The 18,525-nt window shown below is 40.4% G+C and carries 20 protein-coding genes; all 20 read right to left on the bottom strand.

The features are described from left to right. Window positions 1-1,849: 1,849 nt before the first annotated feature. Window positions 1,850-2,275 (bottom strand): hypothetical protein, encoded by a 426-nt coding sequence (locus R7H07_RS18165; protein WP_025767165.1) that lies wholly within the window; start codon window positions 2,273-2,275, stop codon window positions 1,850-1,852. A 523-nt stretch (window positions 2,276-2,798) separates the two neighbouring features. After that, window positions 2,799-3,044, bottom strand: a complete 246-nt coding sequence (locus R7H07_RS18160; RefSeq protein WP_025636793.1) for a hypothetical protein — start codon at window positions 3,042-3,044, stop codon at window positions 2,799-2,801. Between the two features lie 72 nt (window positions 3,045-3,116). Next, window positions 3,117-3,557 (bottom strand): hypothetical protein, encoded by a 441-nt coding sequence (locus R7H07_RS18155; RefSeq protein WP_025636794.1) that lies wholly within the window; start codon window positions 3,555-3,557, stop codon window positions 3,117-3,119. A 540-nt stretch (window positions 3,558-4,097) separates the two neighbouring features. Next, window positions 4,098-4,472 (bottom strand): hypothetical protein, encoded by a 375-nt coding sequence (locus R7H07_RS18150; RefSeq protein WP_025636800.1) that lies wholly within the window; start codon window positions 4,470-4,472, stop codon window positions 4,098-4,100. 10 nt (window positions 4,473-4,482) lie between these two features. Beyond that, entirely contained in the window at window positions 4,483-4,821 is a 339-nt protein-coding gene (locus R7H07_RS18145; RefSeq protein ID WP_025636798.1) for a hypothetical protein, read from the bottom strand. A 579-nt stretch (window positions 4,822-5,400) separates the two neighbouring features. Beyond that, entirely contained in the window at window positions 5,401-6,582 is a 1,182-nt protein-coding gene (locus R7H07_RS18140; protein ID WP_025636717.1) for a DGQHR domain-containing protein, read from the bottom strand. Between the two features lie 468 nt (window positions 6,583-7,050). After that, window positions 7,051-7,581, bottom strand: a complete 531-nt coding sequence (locus R7H07_RS18135; RefSeq protein ID WP_025636817.1) for a hypothetical protein — start codon at window positions 7,579-7,581, stop codon at window positions 7,051-7,053. Window positions 7,582-8,809: 1,228 nt separating this feature from the next. Further along, window positions 8,810-9,007 (bottom strand): hypothetical protein, encoded by a 198-nt coding sequence (locus tag R7H07_RS18130; protein WP_025636691.1) that lies wholly within the window; start codon window positions 9,005-9,007, stop codon window positions 8,810-8,812. Beyond that, the gene (locus R7H07_RS18125) at window positions 9,004-9,594 is read right to left on the bottom strand and encodes a hypothetical protein (protein ID WP_077202324.1); all 591 of its coding nucleotides are present in this window, start codon (window positions 9,592-9,594) and stop codon (window positions 9,004-9,006) included. The genes R7H07_RS18130 and R7H07_RS18125 overlap by 4 nt, the downstream gene beginning before the upstream one ends. Window positions 9,595-10,069: 475 nt before the next feature. After that, window positions 10,070-10,279 (bottom strand): hypothetical protein, encoded by a 210-nt coding sequence (locus R7H07_RS18120; protein WP_025636820.1) that lies wholly within the window; start codon window positions 10,277-10,279, stop codon window positions 10,070-10,072. Window positions 10,280-10,315: 36 nt separating this feature from the next. After that, window positions 10,316-10,609, bottom strand: coding sequence for a hypothetical protein (locus tag R7H07_RS18115; protein WP_025636822.1), 294 nt, complete (start codon window positions 10,607-10,609; stop codon window positions 10,316-10,318). A gap of 788 nt (window positions 10,610-11,397) precedes the next feature. Next, window positions 11,398-12,918, bottom strand: a complete 1,521-nt coding sequence (locus R7H07_RS18110) for an LPD25 domain-containing protein (RefSeq protein WP_138058894.1) — start codon at window positions 12,916-12,918, stop codon at window positions 11,398-11,400. A gap of 513 nt (window positions 12,919-13,431) precedes the next feature. Continuing rightward, the gene (locus R7H07_RS18105; RefSeq protein WP_257390153.1) at window positions 13,432-13,560 is read right to left on the bottom strand and encodes a hypothetical protein; all 129 of its coding nucleotides are present in this window, start codon (window positions 13,558-13,560) and stop codon (window positions 13,432-13,434) included. Window positions 13,561-13,610: 50 nt separating this feature from the next. After that, a complete protein-coding gene (locus R7H07_RS18100; protein WP_025636572.1) occupies window positions 13,611-14,042 on the bottom strand; it encodes a hypothetical protein in 432 nt (143 codons plus the stop codon). A gap of 184 nt (window positions 14,043-14,226) precedes the next feature. Beyond that, window positions 14,227-14,358 (bottom strand): hypothetical protein, encoded by a 132-nt coding sequence (locus tag R7H07_RS18095; protein WP_254919935.1) that lies wholly within the window; start codon window positions 14,356-14,358, stop codon window positions 14,227-14,229. A gap of 88 nt (window positions 14,359-14,446) precedes the next feature. Beyond that, window positions 14,447-15,637, bottom strand: a complete 1,191-nt coding sequence (locus tag R7H07_RS18090; RefSeq protein ID WP_206926122.1) for a class I SAM-dependent methyltransferase — start codon at window positions 15,635-15,637, stop codon at window positions 14,447-14,449. Window positions 15,638-16,137: 500 nt separating this feature from the next. Beyond that, window positions 16,138-16,572 (bottom strand): hypothetical protein, encoded by a 435-nt coding sequence (locus R7H07_RS18085; RefSeq protein ID WP_025636763.1) that lies wholly within the window; start codon window positions 16,570-16,572, stop codon window positions 16,138-16,140. A gap of 26 nt (window positions 16,573-16,598) precedes the next feature. Continuing rightward, the gene (locus R7H07_RS18080; RefSeq protein WP_025636765.1) at window positions 16,599-16,991 is read right to left on the bottom strand and encodes a hypothetical protein; all 393 of its coding nucleotides are present in this window, start codon (window positions 16,989-16,991) and stop codon (window positions 16,599-16,601) included. A 465-nt stretch (window positions 16,992-17,456) separates the two neighbouring features. Next, the gene (locus R7H07_RS18075) at window positions 17,457-17,750 is read right to left on the bottom strand and encodes a hypothetical protein (protein ID WP_025636768.1); all 294 of its coding nucleotides are present in this window, start codon (window positions 17,748-17,750) and stop codon (window positions 17,457-17,459) included. Next, complete coding sequence (locus R7H07_RS18070; RefSeq protein ID WP_025636769.1) at window positions 17,750-18,394, bottom strand: hypothetical protein; 645 nt, start codon at window positions 18,392-18,394, stop codon at window positions 17,750-17,752. The genes R7H07_RS18075 and R7H07_RS18070 overlap by 1 nt, the downstream gene beginning before the upstream one ends. Window positions 18,395-18,525 lie beyond the last annotated feature (131 nt).

The following is an 18,525-nucleotide window of genomic DNA, read 5'->3' as shown; positions in this document are numbered from 1 at the left end:
AGTGATAAATGCAATATATAGCATGTCTGTGACAACCTCAAATATTTTCACTTTAGGAGGCAGGTGTTGATTGAAGACTGGCGAGAGAAGTTAAAGGAGAACTTGGAGAGAAATTACCAAATAGAAGTATCATCTCTCTATATATCGAAAAAGAATCGAATGGTATATGTACAATTTTCTGACAGTTCAAATGTACAAAAATACTTAGGTTTAAATTTAGACCTAGTCGATGTAGTGATTAGACAAAATACATGGGAATATTGCCAGAATAGCAAGGTATCAACGTTAATTGAAAAACGACATAGAGTAAAACTACCAAAGAATAAAATGAGTAAATATTGCTTCGAATCTTAGTAAGAGTAATCGAAAACTAAGTTATTTTTTATCAGAAGATCTATTTAACTTTAGTTAAATAGATCTTCTGATAACCTATTTTATGGTAAATGGCCATTATGTTTAATACTCACAAATTTCAAATTCACAGGGGAAAGAGATTTCACATAGTCAACTTTCAAAAGGAGGTATCTAACTTATTGATATTTGGTAGGTGGTAACAACTACGTGTACAAAATTCCAATCGTCGCGAATTTAACATAACATAGATAATATACACTAAGAGTGTAAGAGCAATTTTAATATGTCCTCTTATACTTAATGAACATGCAGAGCTTTGAGTACCTCAACCGATGCTAAATCCCATGATTGACCGAGACTTTAATCGTATTACAGTGATGCAAAATGTTCGCGAACACCGCCTTCGTCAAATCGACGATTTAGGCTGCAAATATATATAATTTAAGCCCTCGACAATTGGAAGCTTATGTAGTCAGTTAAGCCAGTTTGGTGCTTCTACGTTAGCACATACGTCAAGAGCCGAATCAAGCAACCGACGTTTTCTTTGCCTAATCATCTGAACATCATGGGAGCTCAATACTTTGATTTGTAGCTAACATTCGCTTGTGAGGTTCTAACGGAACAACACAACTTGGCTCTGACTGTCTATACACTAAGTCAGTTGATGACAGTCGATGGCCCCACGTGCCACACTAGCCATTTGCTTGCCAACCTCGTTATTCACATAGGTCAAATAATAAATAGTATTTTCAATTTCTGAATACAAAGGTGGAAGGTTATCATTAAGGTTCCAACCTCATTTTAAAGTAAATTGTTCTGAGCTCCTTGCTCTAAGTAGACCTCAGTTGCTCTCCCCAACATCCCCCTGGCCTTCACTCAAAATATTCACATTATTTCAAAAGATACGTCTCTTAACATCTTAAAAATGGACGCACCTATCGCTTTGGCAACATCACACATTGAGCTGTCTAAAGCTAAAACATGCTCTTAAGTTGATAACTTAAGATAAATCCACCACAGCACTTAATTACTCACAGTTGTAGATATGCCCTGGCAAAGGGTCTTTTTTGTCCTGACCGATTAGTGGCTATTTGGTGGGACTGTAATGGCAATTGGATGGCATTAATCAAGCTAATATACCCGATGGACATTTAATAAGTGAGTAAAGCATTACGTCACAGTGAGAGTAATCGGACACTTAAAGGTCATAGAAAGGAGCCCAAAAGGACAGTGTAATTTTTGATATTTACAAATATGGGAGAAAAACAAGTCTGTTAAACAAAACGCAGACCCTTCTTTAGAATTAAAATATTTTAATACTTTTAAATTTAAAATAATTAAAAGGGCTTCGCCAAAATATAGATCGAAATAATCAATGTCAAGTTCTTTGATATTGCATTGTGATCGGGGGATGACGGGTTGGCTGGGGCCGAGCTGTCGGGGGTGACCCCCAAGAAGCGGGAAATTAAGCATTTAGGGCTTTAGCCCTAAGTGCTTAAATGGATAATTCGCTATATCCAGAGTGATCAATTGACTCTGTCATGGTGATCTTGCGACCAAAGAATGACCACTCTAATTTACGTACTAAACGTGTTTTGTACTGGACTTCTGAAATTACAGAAGGCGTAGTTTCCACACCAAACGTTTCTCTCAGTAACTCTTGTGCCTTAGCAACTATTGACCCCTGCGTAATCTCGAATTGAAGATCGAACAACTTTTCTTTCACAAGGTCTCCGATAGGTGTTTCTGAGGCTTTGCCGAATTCATATTTTATTCCCAGTTCACAGTAGACAGCGTTTGGAGTTTTTTTCTGAAATTCCGCGCTAAAGAATCTCCCCTGAGTTAAACCCATATCGTTATCACCAACTTGACCAATAATCTTGCCGTTAGTGATGTAGAAGTTATGAACTGTTACTTTCATTTTTTGTCCCGCCAGTAGTATTCCCAACTGTTTCCATTATACCAAAACCAGATTAAAATACCACATTAAAACACAAACAAAAGTAAAATATACTTAACTATTATTATTGACTTTTATCCAGACAAAGACGACACAATAGGGCTCGATAGAGGGTTAGCTTTTTAGGCGAAGCCGTTAAGAAAAGCGTTGAAATTTCTTTTAGCTGCCGAAGGCAGATCATTTAGGCCACCAGCCCCCTGCCATAGCAATGACAACGGGGTTTATGTTGGCATTGCTATGGCGCTGGAGGTCTAGCAGCCTTGAGCGATACATTGAAATGCATCAAACCTTATTACTGCACTAAGGATGACAACGTCTTTTTGTTGGCGTCCATAGTGAATTAGGTTTGATTGAAATTTCAATGACAACACTTAGCGAGGAACGAGCTTTAGTGATGTAGGGGTAAGTCCGGCGGGTGGGCCTCGGTGGCGACTAGGGGGAACCCCTATTAGTGGAGAGCGTCCAATTGAAACAAATTTACTTGTTACAATTGGATAGTTATTAGTATTAAAATTAAAAGTATCGCCAATTTTACTCTTTGCTTTGTACTCGTTTTCGTTTTGATAGTTTCTACAATTTTATCTATTAGACCGAAAGCCTCTGCAAACCCAACAATTAGTACAAATACTGTAAAAGCATCAGCCACATTTGAGAAACCCAAACGCTCAAAAATAAATGTTAGAGCGTCAGCTACTGCGTAAATGCGTAATAACAATGCTGCTAAATTCAATATGTTCCCCCTACCCTTAATATATTCCTTTTCAATTAGCTAGTATGTTCAATTGATATATGTCAGATATCACTAGATAAGTTTGAAACTAGATAATAATGAATCTGGCTCATTGGTCTGTTCGATTATTAAGGGTTGTCCTGACACATCCCATTCATAAGTAGAAACCGTCTTTCCCCTAAACTGTTTCATCACTTTTAACCTAGGTTCATTAAACTTCTTCCCTAGAAGAAACTTACCTATTGAAATTACTTTTGATAAAGAAGAACCACGATGCCCTTCCTCTGATAAGCAACTTAGGATTTCTACGATATTATGTCTTGTGTCGATATCCGAGTTAGTACCTAAGATAAAAGCTATGTCTGAGTCCATGTATATTGAATCATTGATCACCTTTTCATAGGTAATCGAAATAAACTTACCCTCTACTAAACCGACATTGTTTTTCCCAACATAACCGAATAAACGACTGCAAATAATGGTGTAATTATTGATGATAACTTCTAATTTCATACTGCCCCCAAGCCTATGATATTTATTTGTTCAGAGTATGTATTATAAATAAACGCAACTATAAATACCATATTAGAACACACAATAAAGTAAAATATACTTAACTATTCTAGTTGACTTTAGACCGGACAAAGACGACACAATAGGGCTCGACAGAGGGTCAGCTTTTTAGGCGAAGCCGTTAAGAAAAGCGATACAAAAGCTTCTAGCTCGCCGAAGGCGATTCATTTAGACCACCAGCACCCTGCCATAGCAATGACAACGGGGTTTATGTTGGCATTGCTATGGCGCTGGAGGTCTAACAGCCTTGAGCGATACATTGAAATTCATCAAACCTTACCACTGCACTATGGATGACAACGGATTTTTGTTGGCGTCCATAGTGATTTAGGTTTGAATGAAATTTCAATGACAGCACTTAGCGAGGCACGAGCTTTAGTGATGTAGGGGTAAGTCCGGCGGGTGGGCCTCGGTGGCGACTAGGGGGAACCCCTGTTAGTGGAGAGCAAATATTGCCCAGTAAATCTGAGCAATATTTATCTATTGATGGTCGAATGACAACGCTGCTCTTTCAAGCTCCTTCTCTAGCTCCACAAGGCGTGTCGGAAGTAACGCAAAAGAAAACAAGGTCAATAATGATTCGATTGAATCCCGCCATTGAGCCGTTGACTGAAGTATTTCTAGAACCCCGAAATCTGCACAAATCTGTTTTAGCTTAACTTCATTGTTAGCTTTTTCTTCACGCTTAAGGGCAACCTTCAAGAATTCATCGAATTTATTCTGAGACATTTCTTTGACTGAAACAAAGCCAGTTCCTTTTTCTGTCCATACCATTAGATGCGGTTCTCCGCTGAATACACTGATCTGGTCTTTATAGTGCTTACTAATTAGCTCAATCTGTTTCTCAGTTCTCATAGTGGTGCCCCTACTTCAATAAACTAATGTGATTTGGTTTGTTACTCAATAGCTCTGCGATCTCAAACTGCTCCGCTACATACTCGACATTAGGGATTAAGGTAGGCTCCCATGTACTAAGCGCGACCTTTCTGCCTTGTTGAACATCATCAACAATGTTGTCTAGACTTTTGACGCTACATACCTCATACAAGCTTGTACCAAATTCATCATTCTCTACTACACATGTAGCGAACGTGCCAACGTCCTTAGATTCAATGATTAATAGACGTACTTCTGACTCCTGTTTAACCCCGCCTACTATATGACCAATAGTCACTTTTTCAATGTTTTGAATAACTGTCTTCATAATGCCCCCAAGCAATTTAACAATATAAACAGTAACTTACTTGTATTTATTATATCAAACCACCCAGTTAAATACCACATAATAACACGATGTATTGAAAAATAAGTATTGTCCTTTCGATTGACATTAGCCCCGACAAAGGCGACACAATAGGGCTCGATAGAGGGTCAGCTTTTTAGGCGAAGCCGTTAAGAAAAGCGATACAAATGCTTTTAGCTCGCCGAAGGCGATTCATTTAGACCACCAGCACCCTGCCATAGCAATGACAACGGGGTTTATGTTGGCATTTCTATGGCGCTGGAGGTCTAGCAGCCTTGAGCGAGATAAACTTTTGCACCCTAGGGTAGCAATCTGAATGACAAATTCTTTTCTTTGGCAATCAGATTGCTCTAGGGTTTCATTAAATGAAGCACTTGAAGAGGAACGATTCTTAGTGCTTAGGGGTAAGTCCGGCGGGTGGGCCTCGGTGGCGACTAGGGGAAACCCCTGTTAGTGGAGAGAAAATTGTGAATGCGTTATATTGTTTACTCGCAACAAAAAGCCCTGAACTTAGTCAGGGCTTCTCTAATTAAAGCTTGGTTAAGCGGCTTGTTCTGTTGCTCCATTAATGTCACCACTATCATCGCTCATACTTTGAGAACCAAAGTACTGATCCTCTAACTTTTGCCGTGCTTCAGAAAGTGGTACACCCAGGGTTGTAAGGAGTTTATTTGCAGCCAAGTCAATGCTAGTTTTATTCACTGACATATTGCCACTCTTGTCATCTATGATGCGGCCAGTAAAGTCAGACGTACCTAGATCGCGTGAGTAGTTAAGTTCTTCAAGCTTATCCCACTGAACTGCTTCGAGAGAGCCATAGTGATTCATTGCGATATTTCCAGCTACTGCAACAGCCTTTAGTGTAGCTACATGAGTTAGAATACAGGTATTACGGAATTCTTCTGCTGACGTATCGCTGAATGCTAAGCCTCCCCAACCCATGGCTCTAGAAACAGTAGTCCAAAACTCGTTTGCTAGCTGGTACTTTGAATCAGAGATTTCTTTTACTTCCTTACTCAACCCCAGCAGGATTTGGTTGATATCTTTGATAGCTTTCAAAGGAAAGTACTTTTCAGACTTCTTGGTGATCGTATTGTGCTCCATATCAACCAGGTCTTTAAACGCAACGCAGTTCTCAGTTATGTAACGAGCTAAACATGGAAGAGGGTCACGTGTATTAAAGGCATCTGAAATACTTTGTTGAGGTTTGGCCAAGTTTTGGTTGATGTCACAAAAGCCCAACTGCCTCTCTTTAAGTGTCAAGTTCGTATATAGCATAATAGGAACATCTACGTTCTCTAGATCAAAACCTAACTCGGCGAGTTCATCACACAACATTTCTAGAGCGAAGTCGATTCCAACAGAACGATGTTGGCCATCGAATAGCTTAATGGAACTATCCATAGATATATGAAGTAGACCAACTCGCGCTCCTTCCATAACCTCTTCAAATTCAGGCTTTTTATCTTTCTTCGACACAACCACACCAATGATAGTTGGGATGATGTAAAAACGCTTATAGTTGTTCACAAGGTATTTCGCGAAATCTTTCGCTCGCTTCATATTTACCTCTCGCTGGCTACGTTTAAGTACACTACCCTTGTTATCGATGTTTAGTAGTGAGACCAATACTGAAGCTGGAACATTCACTAGATGAAATGGTTTGAATTGCTTACCTACAGTACAAGGAAGTGAGTATGCGAAGTTTTTATCAATTGACATATTTTAGCCCCCAAGCTATTTAAAAATCAGTTAACATGAAAACTATGCCTTTGTTTTCATGTATTTATTATACACCCTCACCCCAAAAAATACCACATTGTAACACCAAATATTTAATAATTATTGTTGCCTTTTTTGATTGACATTAGCCCCGACAAAGGCGACACAATAGGGCTCGATAGAGGGTCAGCTTTTTAGGCGAAGCCGTTAAGAAAAGCGATACAAATGCTTTTAGCTCGCCGTAGGCGAATCTTATGACCACCAGCATTCTGCTAGGTCGGTGACAACGGGGGTTTGTTGGCAACGACCTAGCGCTGGAGGTCAACAGCCTTGAGCGGCAGCACTTAGTGAGGAACGAACCTTAGCGCTGCAGGGGTAAGTCCGGCGGGTGGGCCTCGGTGGCGACTAGGGGAACCCTGTTAGTGGAGAGCAAATCAACAACCTGCCGCTTTGGGCAGGTTGTTGATATCAAGCACAACAAGAGTCTACTGATACACCTTCTAGGTATTGATGAGCCTTACCAATGTCTGACCAGTAAGTCAGCTTTTTGAGCCTCATTGATGGGAACTGCGTTAATGACCAGATTTTATCAAAAGCGCTATTTGCCTTTTCTTCGTCATCATACGCTGAATGAATACTCCCAGTTATTGAGTTGTATAAGACGATAGCGTTATATTGTTTTGTGTTTGTTGACTTACTAACAGTACCAAATTCTGTTGCTGTGCCTGGTTCACATGAGCCTAGCTTGATTGTTTTTTTAGTGTCCTCTTTCTGTCCTACTTCATAAGCCGATGCTAGTTGAAGAGTACCAGCAACGCCTCCATTGCAAGCTGCTTCAGTGTCAGCTGGTAGGAATAAACCCCCATTGATACAAACAACCGCCTTTAACTCTTCGCAGTACATCACTGATAAGCGCTGGTTCGTGTTAGGGATGAATACCATAGCAGGTATAAAAGTTTCCTCTCCAGTAACCATATGTGTAAAAGTATTTAATTCCATACATGCCCCCAAGCATTTAAATAATTGATTAAACTGGCGTTATTATATACTAACCCTTACAAATATACCATATGATAACACAATATTTTATAAATTATTGTTCCCATATTTTATTGACTTTGGGAAGGACAAAGGCAACACAATAGGGCTCGATAGAGGGTCAGCTTTTTAGGCGAAGCCGTTAAGAAAAGCGATACAAATTCTTTTTGCTCGCCGAAGGCGATTCATATGGCCACCAGCATTCTGCTAGGACGGTGACAACGGGGGTTTGTTGGCATCGTCCTAGCGCTGGTGGACAACAGCCTTGAGCGGCAGAACTTGGTGAGGGACGAGCCTTAGGGATGCAGGGGTAAGTCCGGCGGGTGGGCCTCGGTGGCGACTAGGGGGGACCCCTCTTAGTGGAGAGCTAAAATCTCACAAACCCACCTAATAAAAAGAGGCTCCCTTGGGAGCCTCTTTTTAGCGTATGATAAAAATCATCGATATAGTCATGTTTGAGTAATCAAGCACTCTTTATGACCAAATAGTGTAAAACACCCTGAATATGTCAAATGTTCATTCCCGGTAAATCTATTCAGATACACTCTCATTTGAACTAGGTAGTAACCGGTATCAAAATGCTCGTTGCAAACTTCACAGTCGCCAAACTTACATGTACCACTGCCAAGCTGTGTTAGCCTATACACATGTCGTAGATCACTTGTATCAGTCATCACTCAATTACCTTGTAGTTTAATCTATCCTAGAACTGTAAAGCCTTTAAGTTTTGCAAACTTGTTTGACACACTAAATCCTTTGACGACATCTAAAGGTAATCTCTGTCTTTTTATTATCCACCATGCTTTTCTTATGTGTAGCAATGCGAGTCTACGTTTTTTATTTATCGTCTCTTCTTGCTTTGTTGGTCCGCAATTTCGTAGGTAACTAAGAAGCAAACAATACAGACCATCTAAGCATTCGACCTGAAACCAGATGTCACTGCCAAAACTTGGAATGTCCTCCAGTTCGAAACAAACCTGTTGCTTTCCATCAATTTCTCTAAATTTCATATTGCCCCCAAGCAATTGCTAACAACTATTATATATTATAGCAAGTGGCCGAGTTAAATACCACATTTATACACATGTAATTTTGGTAGTCTATTGAGAGCTTTGATATTGAAAGAGACTGATATTATGTTTTCTTCTGGCTTAAGGCTCGATAGCGGACCTGAGCCGCTATCATAAGGTTATTTTATTCTTAGATGCTCACCACGCTCATCCGGCTTTAGAGTGAAGAGTATGTAATCAACCTGCTCTATACAGATCTCATAATCATCGTTGATTAGTAGCACCTCCCTATCATCAGTACTGGATGTGTATTGCTGGGTAACCTTCCCTTTTAATACTTTATCTTTATTGAATACCTTTAATCCTACTAATCTCATACATTCTCCTTACTAGCAGTGATTGAATGATGAACGGCCTCCTTATGGAGTTCTAATATCTCCTTGCTTGTAAGGTAGCTATGAATCTCATTTATTTTCTTAATTACTTCAGAATGATCGTTGAAAAGTTGTTTGCGCTTATCCCATACGACTTCGTGGTGTGCTAGCTGTCCTGGTAGTGTCTTGTCATGAATGCCATAGACATATGTCCCTTCTCTGATTTTCTTTTTGACCAGCATCTTAGACATTAAAAAAATGATGAGTAGGTCCGTTTCTATGATCTGAGTAGTGAGGATAATACCGAAGAATAGACAGTCCTCCCGGTCTACGTCATCGATGTGAATCCCATTGTAACCATTCGAAAAGTAATACACTGGACTGCCTGGTTCCAGATTGTATGAAAAATAGAGATATGCATTTTCATTCTTCTGGAACAGCTCTTTCCTTCTCGCAATCTGAGTACCATATTGATCCATGTAATTATAGTTACAGATGTGCATTTCAGGGCACAACGATATGGTCTTTCCGCAGGTAGTTATGTACTTCTTTCTCTTGCTTATAGATAAGCTGCTTATTGTTTTGGTCATATTGCCCCCAAGCAATTGTTTTTCAAATGTATTGTTACATTAGCAATTAAAGAAATTATACTAAAACATGCCATAAGATACCACATTCACACACCTAATATGGTTAAATATACTTAACTATATTGATTGACTTTACCTCGGACAAAGGCGACACAATGGGGCTCGACAGAGGGTCAGCTTTTTAGGCGAAGCCGTTAAGAAAAGCGATACAAATGCTTTTAGCTCGCCGAAGGCGATTCTAATGGCCACCAGCATTCTGCTAGGACGGTGACAACGGGGGTTTGTTGGCAATGTCCTGGCGCTGGTGGACAACAGCCTTGAGCGGCAATACTTGGCGAGGCACGAGACCTAGCATTGCAAGGGTAAGTCCGGCGGGTGGGCCTCGGTGGCGACTAGGGGGAACCCCTGTTAGTGGAGAGCAGGTAAGCCGCAATGTTTACTCATTGCGGCTTACCTGGGGTCAAGTACCCATTAATTAGTAAACACTTAGGTTTATTACTTCCGTACCGCTTTCAGCCAATGTGGCAATTTCTGGCTCAATATCTACCAGTTGGTCATATACTGAAAGCTCCTTGGCAGCGGCTATGTCTAGATAATATTCAGTTTTATCGGGGGTAGTAGCAATTGCATTCGTCTCTGGCAACGATTCAGCTTGAAAAGCTGCTATTGGTAAGTACTTAAACATGTCTTTCCTCCTAACATTTACAAATGATCTTGCTTGTCAGATGACACTCATTGCTCTTTCGTAGAACAGACAGAAGTTCGCTCTGTCTGTTTGAATTCTCTCTTTAACCTTATCTTGCGTTGATTCTCTTAGCGCATCTAACACCTTTACTAATATGGAAGCAGTGAATGCGTCTATCAGTAGTGGTTGAAGACCTAGTTCTTTAGATTCATCAGTAAAAGAAATTGTTGTGAGTGATTTATTGATTAATTCATTTGGCCAAACAAAGAGCATTGCTTGGCCTTGAGCGACTTTTTTAAGATTATCGTAATTGCAGAACTCTGTTTTCATATTGCCCCCAAGCAATTGTTTTCAAATAGATAGTTACATAAGCAACTAAGGAAATTATACTAAAACACGCCCTAAAATACCACATTTACACATTTTACATAGTAAAATATACTGAACTATATTGATTGACTTTGGACCGGACAAAGGCAACACAATAGGGCTCGATAGAGGGTCAGCTTTTTAGGCGAAGCCGTTAAGAAAAGCGATACAAATGCTTCTAGCTCGCCGAAGGCGAATCATATGGCCACCAGCATTCTGCTAGGACGGTGACAACGGGGGTTTGTTGGCAACGACCTAGCGCTGGAGGTCAACAGCCTTGAGCGGCAGCACTTAGTGAGGAACGAACCTTAGCGCTGCAGGGGTAAGTCCGGCGGGTGGGCCTCGGTGGCGACTAGGGGTATCCCCTATTAGTGGAGAGAAATTTTTATGTTTCGATTGTAGTTGATTGGTTTTATGTACACCAGAGAAAAAAAAGCCCCGACAATATTGCCGGGGCTGGTCGCTTGGGGAGCGGTTATTCTGGTGCTGGTTCTCTATATACCAGCAATCTTCCACTAATTGACTTTTGATTGCTCTTTCCCTTATGGGGGACACAGATAGAGTACAAGGAAAAATGTTTAGCCTTCACCACTTCTGTTAGGCATTGGCTTTTAAACCTACGCTCGAGAATGTTCAGGCTGTCTTCTAAAGTATGCGAAAGAGGTTCAGGCTTTCTCTCTACTGCTGACCCACCTAAATTGTAATAATATAATTTCCACATAAAAAACAACCCAAAACCAATACCAAGTCTAATGTACATTCAAGCTAATGTTTGCTTCAAGTTCGAGTGTGAAAATCGTATCTTCATAGCTATAAACCACAGTGTTATTACTAACGATTGGTTCTGACATTAAGAACAACTCTGACATATCGAGAAATGACTGCTTATCTATCTGTTCCTGTGGAAAGCTACCCACCTGTACTGTGATAACCTTAGTAAATCCAATCCATTTCTTTACATCTTCATGTTGCTTTTTCTTATTGGCAATCATAGATTTGATGTAGCTACTTCCTTGCCCTTCCTTCTCTTTTCCACTTTCGACGCTGACGACTTCGGAATGATTAAGCTTGATAGGCTCCTTGTTAGAGTTGTCTTGCTGACCATTACTAGATGGCTCGTTAAGGCATGAGTAATCAGCCAACATACCAATGCATTTGAAGAAGCCATTTACATCCGAACGGTCAGTAAAATGAAAACCTGGGATAGCGCCATCAGATTTAAACTTTGAGTAATACCCATTGTTCTCCTTAGCCACTGAAAGCAACGACTTAAAAACATCAGGGCTTTGTTTTTCTTCGAAGTTCACCACGAAAACTAAATGGCCTTTTTTTGTGTGATGCATCACCTCAATTGGCTTGGCCTTCCCAACAATAGAGTTCTTAAGGTCTACTTCGGATTGATTACTACTGTTTTCTGTTTTCTTGCCAGTAACCTTCTTTTCTGGAATAGCTATTTCTCCATAAGGAACACTTGATTTTTTATCGTTCGTGTTGAGCACTATCTTTCTAATTTCTATACCGCAACGAATGTAATCTTTATTTGTCAGATAAAAGCCTCGTCCCATAGAATACTTTTCTCTGTGCTCTGTACTAAGCTCTTTGTCGGATAGGGCTGCGGTGTCTTGGTGGTTTAGCGCTGCTTTACGCATCTCAGAAAATAGATCTCGGGTGTGCTTTGACCATGCCAGGATGATGGTTCTATTAGTTTGTGTTTCATAATAATCAGTATAAGGGTCTGATCTATCACTCATAGAGGTAAATTTGGCAACGATAACCGCCTGGGCATCTTCAGGGATAGATAAGTTGTCCTGGAAAGCCTCTACCGCTTTCCGATGTTCCATTATGCGCTTTTGCCTTTCTTCGTATGCTTTCTTTTCTTCCTCTTCCTTGCGCTTAGCTTCTTCGGCAATAATAGAGGAATAAAGTGCCTTGTTCTTGCTGTTGTCGATATCTTCTAAATCGACCTTAGTTAGAAAACCAAACTCAAGCAGCTCTTCTCGTGTCAATCGCTCCTTGAATTCTTCTACATACGATTTCAACTTCCCTAGGCGCTCTTTTATACTTTTGTCGCAACCACGACCCAGGCTTAGGTCAATATTGAAAATCGTGCCAGAATCGAAAGTTACCTTAACATCTGTCTTTTCATACCCTAGTTCGCATTTTGCAGCTACTTCATGAGCAAGTTGTTCAAAATCTTCGATAGAGTAATCTTTCTCTTCAAGCATTTTTGATTCAGAAAATAATACAGTAACTGAAATTGGTTTAATCATCGTTGCCCCCAAGCATCGGAAAAATAGATTAAGAATAAGTTGTTCTCTTAACTTAAAAACATTATAACTCACACCCCCAATAAATACCATATTAACACACTATAAATAGTAAAATATACTTAACTTTATTTATTGACTTTGGCCCGAACAAGGGCGTCACAATAGGGCTCGATAGAGGGTCAGCTTTTTAGGCGAAGCCGTTAAGAAAAGCGATACAAATGCTTTTTGCTCGCCGAAGGCGATTCATATGGCCACCAGCATTCTGCTAGGACGGTGACAACGGGGTTTTGTTGGCATCGTACTAGCGCTGGTGGACAACAGCCTTGAGCGGCAGCACTTGGTGAGGAACGAGCCTTAGGGATGCAGGGGTAAGTCCGGCGGGTGGGCCTCGGTGGCGACTAGGGGGAACCCCTATTAGTGGAGAGAAAATTCATCTCAATATCTTGTTCACAGGACAAAAAAAAACTCAGTGCTTAACACTGAGTTTTTTTGAGGGGTTTTGAAGTATCTCTACTACTTTTGGTTCAGATGATGAACCGTTGGTATTGAGGTATATTTCACGTTCTCATCGATTTGACCCACCGCGCTGACCGAGGGAGAAAGTGCTGCTATTAATAAGAAAGCGATAATATTGTTACTCATAAGATTAGCTCCTAGTTGCCGAACGAAATAAAACTTTATACTGGTAATCCTCAAGAAACTTTAGCTCGAGGTCGAAGGCTTAAAATTCTCGTGTAAATAGCATATTTCTGTTTTGCCAAATCTTTAGTAGTAACATGTGAGCTCTTACCTAACTTAGGTTCTGTTTGACTGTCAGTGCCTAGCATTTCTTTTAACACTTCAAGCTCAGCCTCGAGGGTGTCATTTGATGAAATGTATCCAATATAGTTGAATACATCCTGGGAAGAGAAACTTAAGCCATCAGCTTTCTGGTGCTCATGCCGGGAGATATAGCAGCGCTTACCGTTAATGATATCGATATGATAAGCCTCTACAATGCGGTCACCGTATCCATCATCCCAGCCATTATCTTTGTTACGGCCATATAGCCGTGAATGTCTGTAATGAAACTTGAGAAATTGCTTCATTTCTTCAAAAGAAATGAGAATATTATTGTGTCTCATATTGCCCCCAAGCAATTGAATTTATTAACAAGCCATGTAAAGAGTATAACAAAACACGAATTAAAATACCACATTATAACATCTATGTTGTGGTATTTTTTCTATTACTCTGTTCGTCTTTAGTGAATTCCTGGGGTGACATGGCCCTTAAAAAATCTAAGGCCATGGCATTCTCAATTAACCACTAAATTTCTGTGCTGCCTATCCATTGCTCGCCTAGATAGACATCTGCATAATCGTATTCAAACTTAGAGCAGCACTCCTCTAAATCTTCGTAGGTCCAACCATCAGCTGGAGCTGGTACCAACTCCTTCAAGATAAAATTTTCCCCATAGCAATATAGATTAGATGCCTCTAGTCCAGTAATTAAACAGCTCTCGCCTTCTTTAGGTCTTGCTATACATTTAACACTCATTAGATTTACCTTTTGAAATCACTATTTTTACAGTCTTCACTTGTGTACCAGATTCGGAGAAAGTCCCTTCTTTACAACTAGTGACCGATGCGCCCAGCTCCTTCAGCCATTCTTGGAATTCTCTTTGAATTCTACGGGTCCCGTTAACCGCTCCATCACTTGCTATGGTAACTAAGCGGCCACCGATGTCTAAGTGATTGAACATCTTTCTTATATGCTTAATGTCCTGGTGCTTATTGAATGGGGGGTTAGCCAAAATACGGTCGAACTTATTACCCTCAGGGTACTCCATAAAGTCCATACAGTGAGTTGCGTATCTATGATGCTTAAGCATGTCGAAGTTCTGAGGGTTCAGCTCGATAGCAACACCATTATCACTAATTCGAGCCATACGATTTGCACACCTACCATCGCCGCAACTAGGTTCCATCCATCTATGTTCAGGCCTGAGATCTAAGTCAATCATCATTTCATCTGCTAGAGTGTCCGGAGAGAAAAACATTTGGTATTTTTTCTTATCATTGAGCTCTTCTCCTTCGATAAGTTTCTTTTGTATATCAACTACGTTTCTATACTCGAAATGAAATGCCCCTTTTTTGTATTTGCCTCCAGCCTTAAGTAATAAGTTCTTTATCGCTTTGTAGTGCTTCAGCTGCTTTTGAGGTAATACTAGTGTGTTGTCTATTGGTAGAAGCAATGACAGTTCATGTTCAATGGAGTGATCATCAGATTGCTCTTTCTCATTAAGTTTGTTGAAAAAGAAATGGTCATGTGCATGCTTGATTACAGTCAAAGTATCCTCACTGATGAAGTGAATGTCTGGGTGGAAACCAAGAGCGTTCAAAAAATTGGCTTTATCAATGATCTTATTGCCTGTTACCTGGCGAGTATCGCACTCATTTCTCTCCAGCCATTGGTAATAGAAAGTGTCTTCTAAGGGTGCCGACATTTTCATATTGTTGATAATGAACAGACTCTTTAAGCAATTGGGCTTTGTATCGCTGTGAACAACTATTGCTCTTGAGGGACGACTAGCACCAAATTTTTTTTTGTATTCCGCTCTACCAGGGGTGTCTAGAAGTACGGAAGAGCCGCAGTCATAAAGCACCTCAACATTTCCTAATGATTGTGAAAGAATGAATGACAGACCATCTTCGTCTATAAATGTTGTAATTTCCATAATGCCCCCAAGCAATATATCTAATTGATTAACTGGTAATAATTATATCTAACCCCATAGACAAATACCATATTTAAACACTAAATAAAGTAAAATATAATTAACTAATCACATTGACTTTGCCCCGGACAAAGGCGTCACAATAGGGCTCGATAGAGGGTCAGCTTTTTAGGCGAAGCCGTTAAGAAAAGCGATACAAATGCTTTTAGCTCGCCGAAGGCGAATCATATGGCCACCAGCATTCTGCTAGGACGGTGACAACGGGGGTTTGTTGGCATCGTACTAGCGCTGGTGGACAACAGCCTTGAGCGGCAGAACTTGGTGAGGGACGAGCCCTAGTGATGCTGGGGTAAGTCCGGCGGGTGGGCCTCGGTGGCGACTAGGGGAACCCCCTATTAGTGGAGAGCAATTTTAAGTTTCTATTTTAGTTCTATGATTTCATTAACACGAGAGACAAAAAAACCCCGACAATATTGCCGGGGCTGGTCGCTTGGGGAGCGTTAATCCCTGGTAGGTTCTGAGTCTAATGCTTTAACATAAACAGCATCAGCAACACCGTTTTCACACATTGAAGTAGCTGAAAAGTTGTCTTTTGTGGTTTGACTGTAAAGTTCACTGTATTGCGAGTTACTGAGCCAGATCAGGCTGTTATCATCGTCCAAACCTAAAAATCCTTTGGTTGGTGAGTAGATACGATAAAAAGAGCTCAGCTCATAGGTTTTAAATACCCTGCTATCTGGTAATGAGAACCAATAGCAGTCCCAATCTAAGTGAATATAGGCTTGCCTCTCTTGACACGGTTGTGAGAAACCTATCACTTTGAAGCCTTGCAGAACTAAGCCATAACCATTAACGACAATGACCTCCTCTCCAGAAGTAAACCTTGATTCGCACAATGGTATTGAAGTTAAGCTATTTTCAATATATTTCAGCATGGATATTCCTCTCTTACTCCTTGAGATTAAGCTATTAAGCCAGTAAACAAATCTTGCTCTAGCTCTTTGGATGAGAACTGAAATCCTTGACTGATATTGAATTCTCGGTCAGCTACCAAATCGACAAAAAAGTCATGAACATTTTCATTTTTACAACACTCTTTAATGTTCTGGGCTGCAATATAGGCTGCATGCTTAGGATTGATAGCACTGACAACGAAAGCTTTGCTCTCTGAAGAGCCAAATCGAACTGAAGTTAAAAACTCCGTATATTGGTCAAACTCATTGCCCCGCAAAACAACTTTAATTTCACTACCCTTTGAAGTCTCAAGTTTTACATAAGAGAATCCATCTTCCAGCACTTCAAGTAGTGCTCCCTTGCAACCTTTAAATGCACCTTCAGTTACGATAATTTTCATAAAGCCCCCAAGCCCTGAATATCAATCAACGATTAAAGCATTTCTGCCCCAATCCATAATAGCCATTATACCAAACAGACTGCTAAATACCACATAACAACACTAAATTTAGTTAAATATATTTAACTAAATTTATTGACTTTTGGCCGGACAAAGGCGACACAATAGGGCTCGATAGAGGGTCAGCTTTTTAGGCGAAGCCGTTAAGAAAAGCGATACAAATGCTTTTTGCTCGCCGAAGGCGATTCATATGGCCACCAGCATTCTGCTAGGACGGTGACAACGGGGTTTTGTTGGCATCGTACTAGCGCTGGTGGACAACAGCCTTGAGCGGCAGCACTTGGTGAGGAACGAGCCTTAGGGATGCAGGGGTAAGTCCGGCGGGTGGGCCTCGGTGGCGACTAGGGGGAACCCGTATTAGTGGAGAGCAATTTAGCCACCGAGACGATGGCTAAATTCTATAGGTTAGGACCACTCAAAGATCGGCAATGATCGCTCTTCTCCTGCATCTGAATCTAACTCTACACACTTAAAACCCAATTGGGCTGCTTTCGAAAGAATAAAATTTAGCTCGTCAGAATATTCTTTACGGATATTTAAATCGTGTTGTGTATGCAATTTAATGAAATAGCCCGTATTTCGTTTTGCTACTAATGAAAATTCTTCCTTAGAGATTTCATCAAGGGCAACTACATCTCCTTCCTTTATATGGCCAGTGCTAAGCTCAACTGTTGTATATTGGTTGTTGATATCAAACATTAGCCTTCCCCTTGGTCTAAGTTGATGTTCGAGTGTGAACAAATGACCATCCTAAATGCGCCCTTTGTTTTGAGCTCTATTACGTGGGAAAAGACTTCTTTCGCCTCAAAAAACAACTCATCTTTAAAATATCCTTTTTGATACGTACCTCGGAGTGTACGAAACCCATCAAACTCCGGTACTCCCTTAATTCCTCGGTCCGTATTAGAGCGAGCTGAAACAACGACTATGCCGCCCTCTTGACTACAGAGCTTAGCTAGGTTTTTCCAGACCTGTTTTCTGGGTAAAGGGGGCAATACATTGGTGCAATATCCACAATATACAAATGAGTAATGCGCTTTAAGAATGTCTAGATCAGGACAAAATGTGTAATCGTACTCTGCACACATACCTGATAAATCGTATATAGCTTGAGTGTCCTTACTTTCTTGTTCACGCCCTTTCGCATAGTTCAAAGCTGGGGCTGACACTAAATGAGGGAACTGTGAGAGAAACTGTTTTAATGGGGCACTAACAGATTTACGTGCGATTGAAGTTTTTGAGGAGACCTCGAACTCCTTCTTGATCTCTTCAGGTGTTTGATAAAAGGATTCTGATTCAAATTGTTCTGAAACGGGTACTAACTTTAATGCTAAATTTTCCATACTGCCCCCAAGCAATGTATATCATTGATTAACTGTTAATAATTATATCTAACCTCACACATAAATACCATATTAATACACATACAATTGTTAAATATAATTAACTATATTTGTTGACTTTAGCCCGGACA

It is taken from the genome of Vibrio sp. Vb1127, from assembly GCF_033338735.1.
Lineage (GTDB): Bacteria > Pseudomonadota > Gammaproteobacteria > Enterobacterales > Vibrionaceae > Vibrio > Vibrio alginolyticus.
Note: the sequence above shows the minus strand (reverse complement) of the source record. Positions and strands in the feature narration are given on the sequence as shown.

What these genes read in the sequence shown, in the direction of transcription:
- R7H07_RS18165 (WP_025767165.1), bottom strand. Translation starts at nt 2,275, where the DNA reads ATGAAAGTAACAGTTCATAACTTCTACATCACTAACGGCAAGATTATT.
- R7H07_RS18155 (WP_025636794.1), bottom strand. Translation starts at nt 3,557, where the DNA reads ATGAAATTAGAAGTTATCATCAATAATTACACCATTATTTGCAGTCGT.
- R7H07_RS18150 (WP_025636800.1), bottom strand. Translation starts at nt 4,472, where the DNA reads ATGAGAACTGAGAAACAGATTGAGCTAATTAGTAAGCACTATAAAGAC.
- R7H07_RS18145 (WP_025636798.1), bottom strand. Translation starts at nt 4,821, where the DNA reads ATGAAGACAGTTATTCAAAACATTGAAAAAGTGACTATTGGTCATATA.
- R7H07_RS18140 (WP_025636717.1), bottom strand. Translation starts at nt 6,582, where the DNA reads ATGTCAATTGATAAAAACTTCGCATACTCACTTCCTTGTACTGTAGGT.
- R7H07_RS18135 (WP_025636817.1), bottom strand. Translation starts at nt 7,581, where the DNA reads ATGGAATTAAATACTTTTACACATATGGTTACTGGAGAGGAAACTTTT.
- R7H07_RS18130 (WP_025636691.1), bottom strand. Translation starts at nt 9,007, where the DNA reads ATGAGATTAGTAGGATTAAAGGTATTCAATAAAGATAAAGTATTAAAA.
- R7H07_RS18125 (WP_077202324.1), bottom strand. Translation starts at nt 9,594, where the DNA reads ATGACCAAAACAATAAGCAGCTTATCTATAAGCAAGAGAAAGAAGTAC.
- R7H07_RS18120 (WP_025636820.1), bottom strand. Translation starts at nt 10,279, where the DNA reads ATGTTTAAGTACTTACCAATAGCAGCTTTTCAAGCTGAATCGTTGCCA.
- R7H07_RS18115 (WP_025636822.1), bottom strand. Translation starts at nt 10,609, where the DNA reads ATGAAAACAGAGTTCTGCAATTACGATAATCTTAAAAAAGTCGCTCAA.
- R7H07_RS18110 (WP_138058894.1), bottom strand. Translation starts at nt 12,918, where the DNA reads ATGATTAAACCAATTTCAGTTACTGTATTATTTTCTGAATCAAAAATG.
- R7H07_RS18105 (WP_257390153.1), bottom strand. Translation starts at nt 13,560, where the DNA reads ATGAGTAACAATATTATCGCTTTCTTATTAATAGCAGCACTTTCTCCC.
- R7H07_RS18100 (WP_025636572.1), bottom strand. Translation starts at nt 14,042, where the DNA reads ATGAGACACAATAATATTCTCATTTCTTTTGAAGAAATGAAGCAATTT.
- R7H07_RS18090 (WP_206926122.1), bottom strand. Translation starts at nt 15,637, where the DNA reads ATGGAAATTACAACATTTATAGACGAAGATGGTCTGTCATTCATTCTT.
- R7H07_RS18085 (WP_025636763.1), bottom strand. Translation starts at nt 16,572, where the DNA reads ATGCTGAAATATATTGAAAATAGCTTAACTTCAATACCATTGTGCGAA.
- R7H07_RS18080 (WP_025636765.1), bottom strand. Translation starts at nt 16,991, where the DNA reads ATGAAAATTATCGTAACTGAAGGTGCATTTAAAGGTTGCAAGGGAGCA.
- R7H07_RS18075 (WP_025636768.1), bottom strand. Translation starts at nt 17,750, where the DNA reads ATGTTTGATATCAACAACCAATATACAACAGTTGAGCTTAGCACTGGC.
- R7H07_RS18070 (WP_025636769.1), bottom strand. Translation starts at nt 18,394, where the DNA reads ATGGAAAATTTAGCATTAAAGTTAGTACCCGTTTCAGAACAATTTGAA.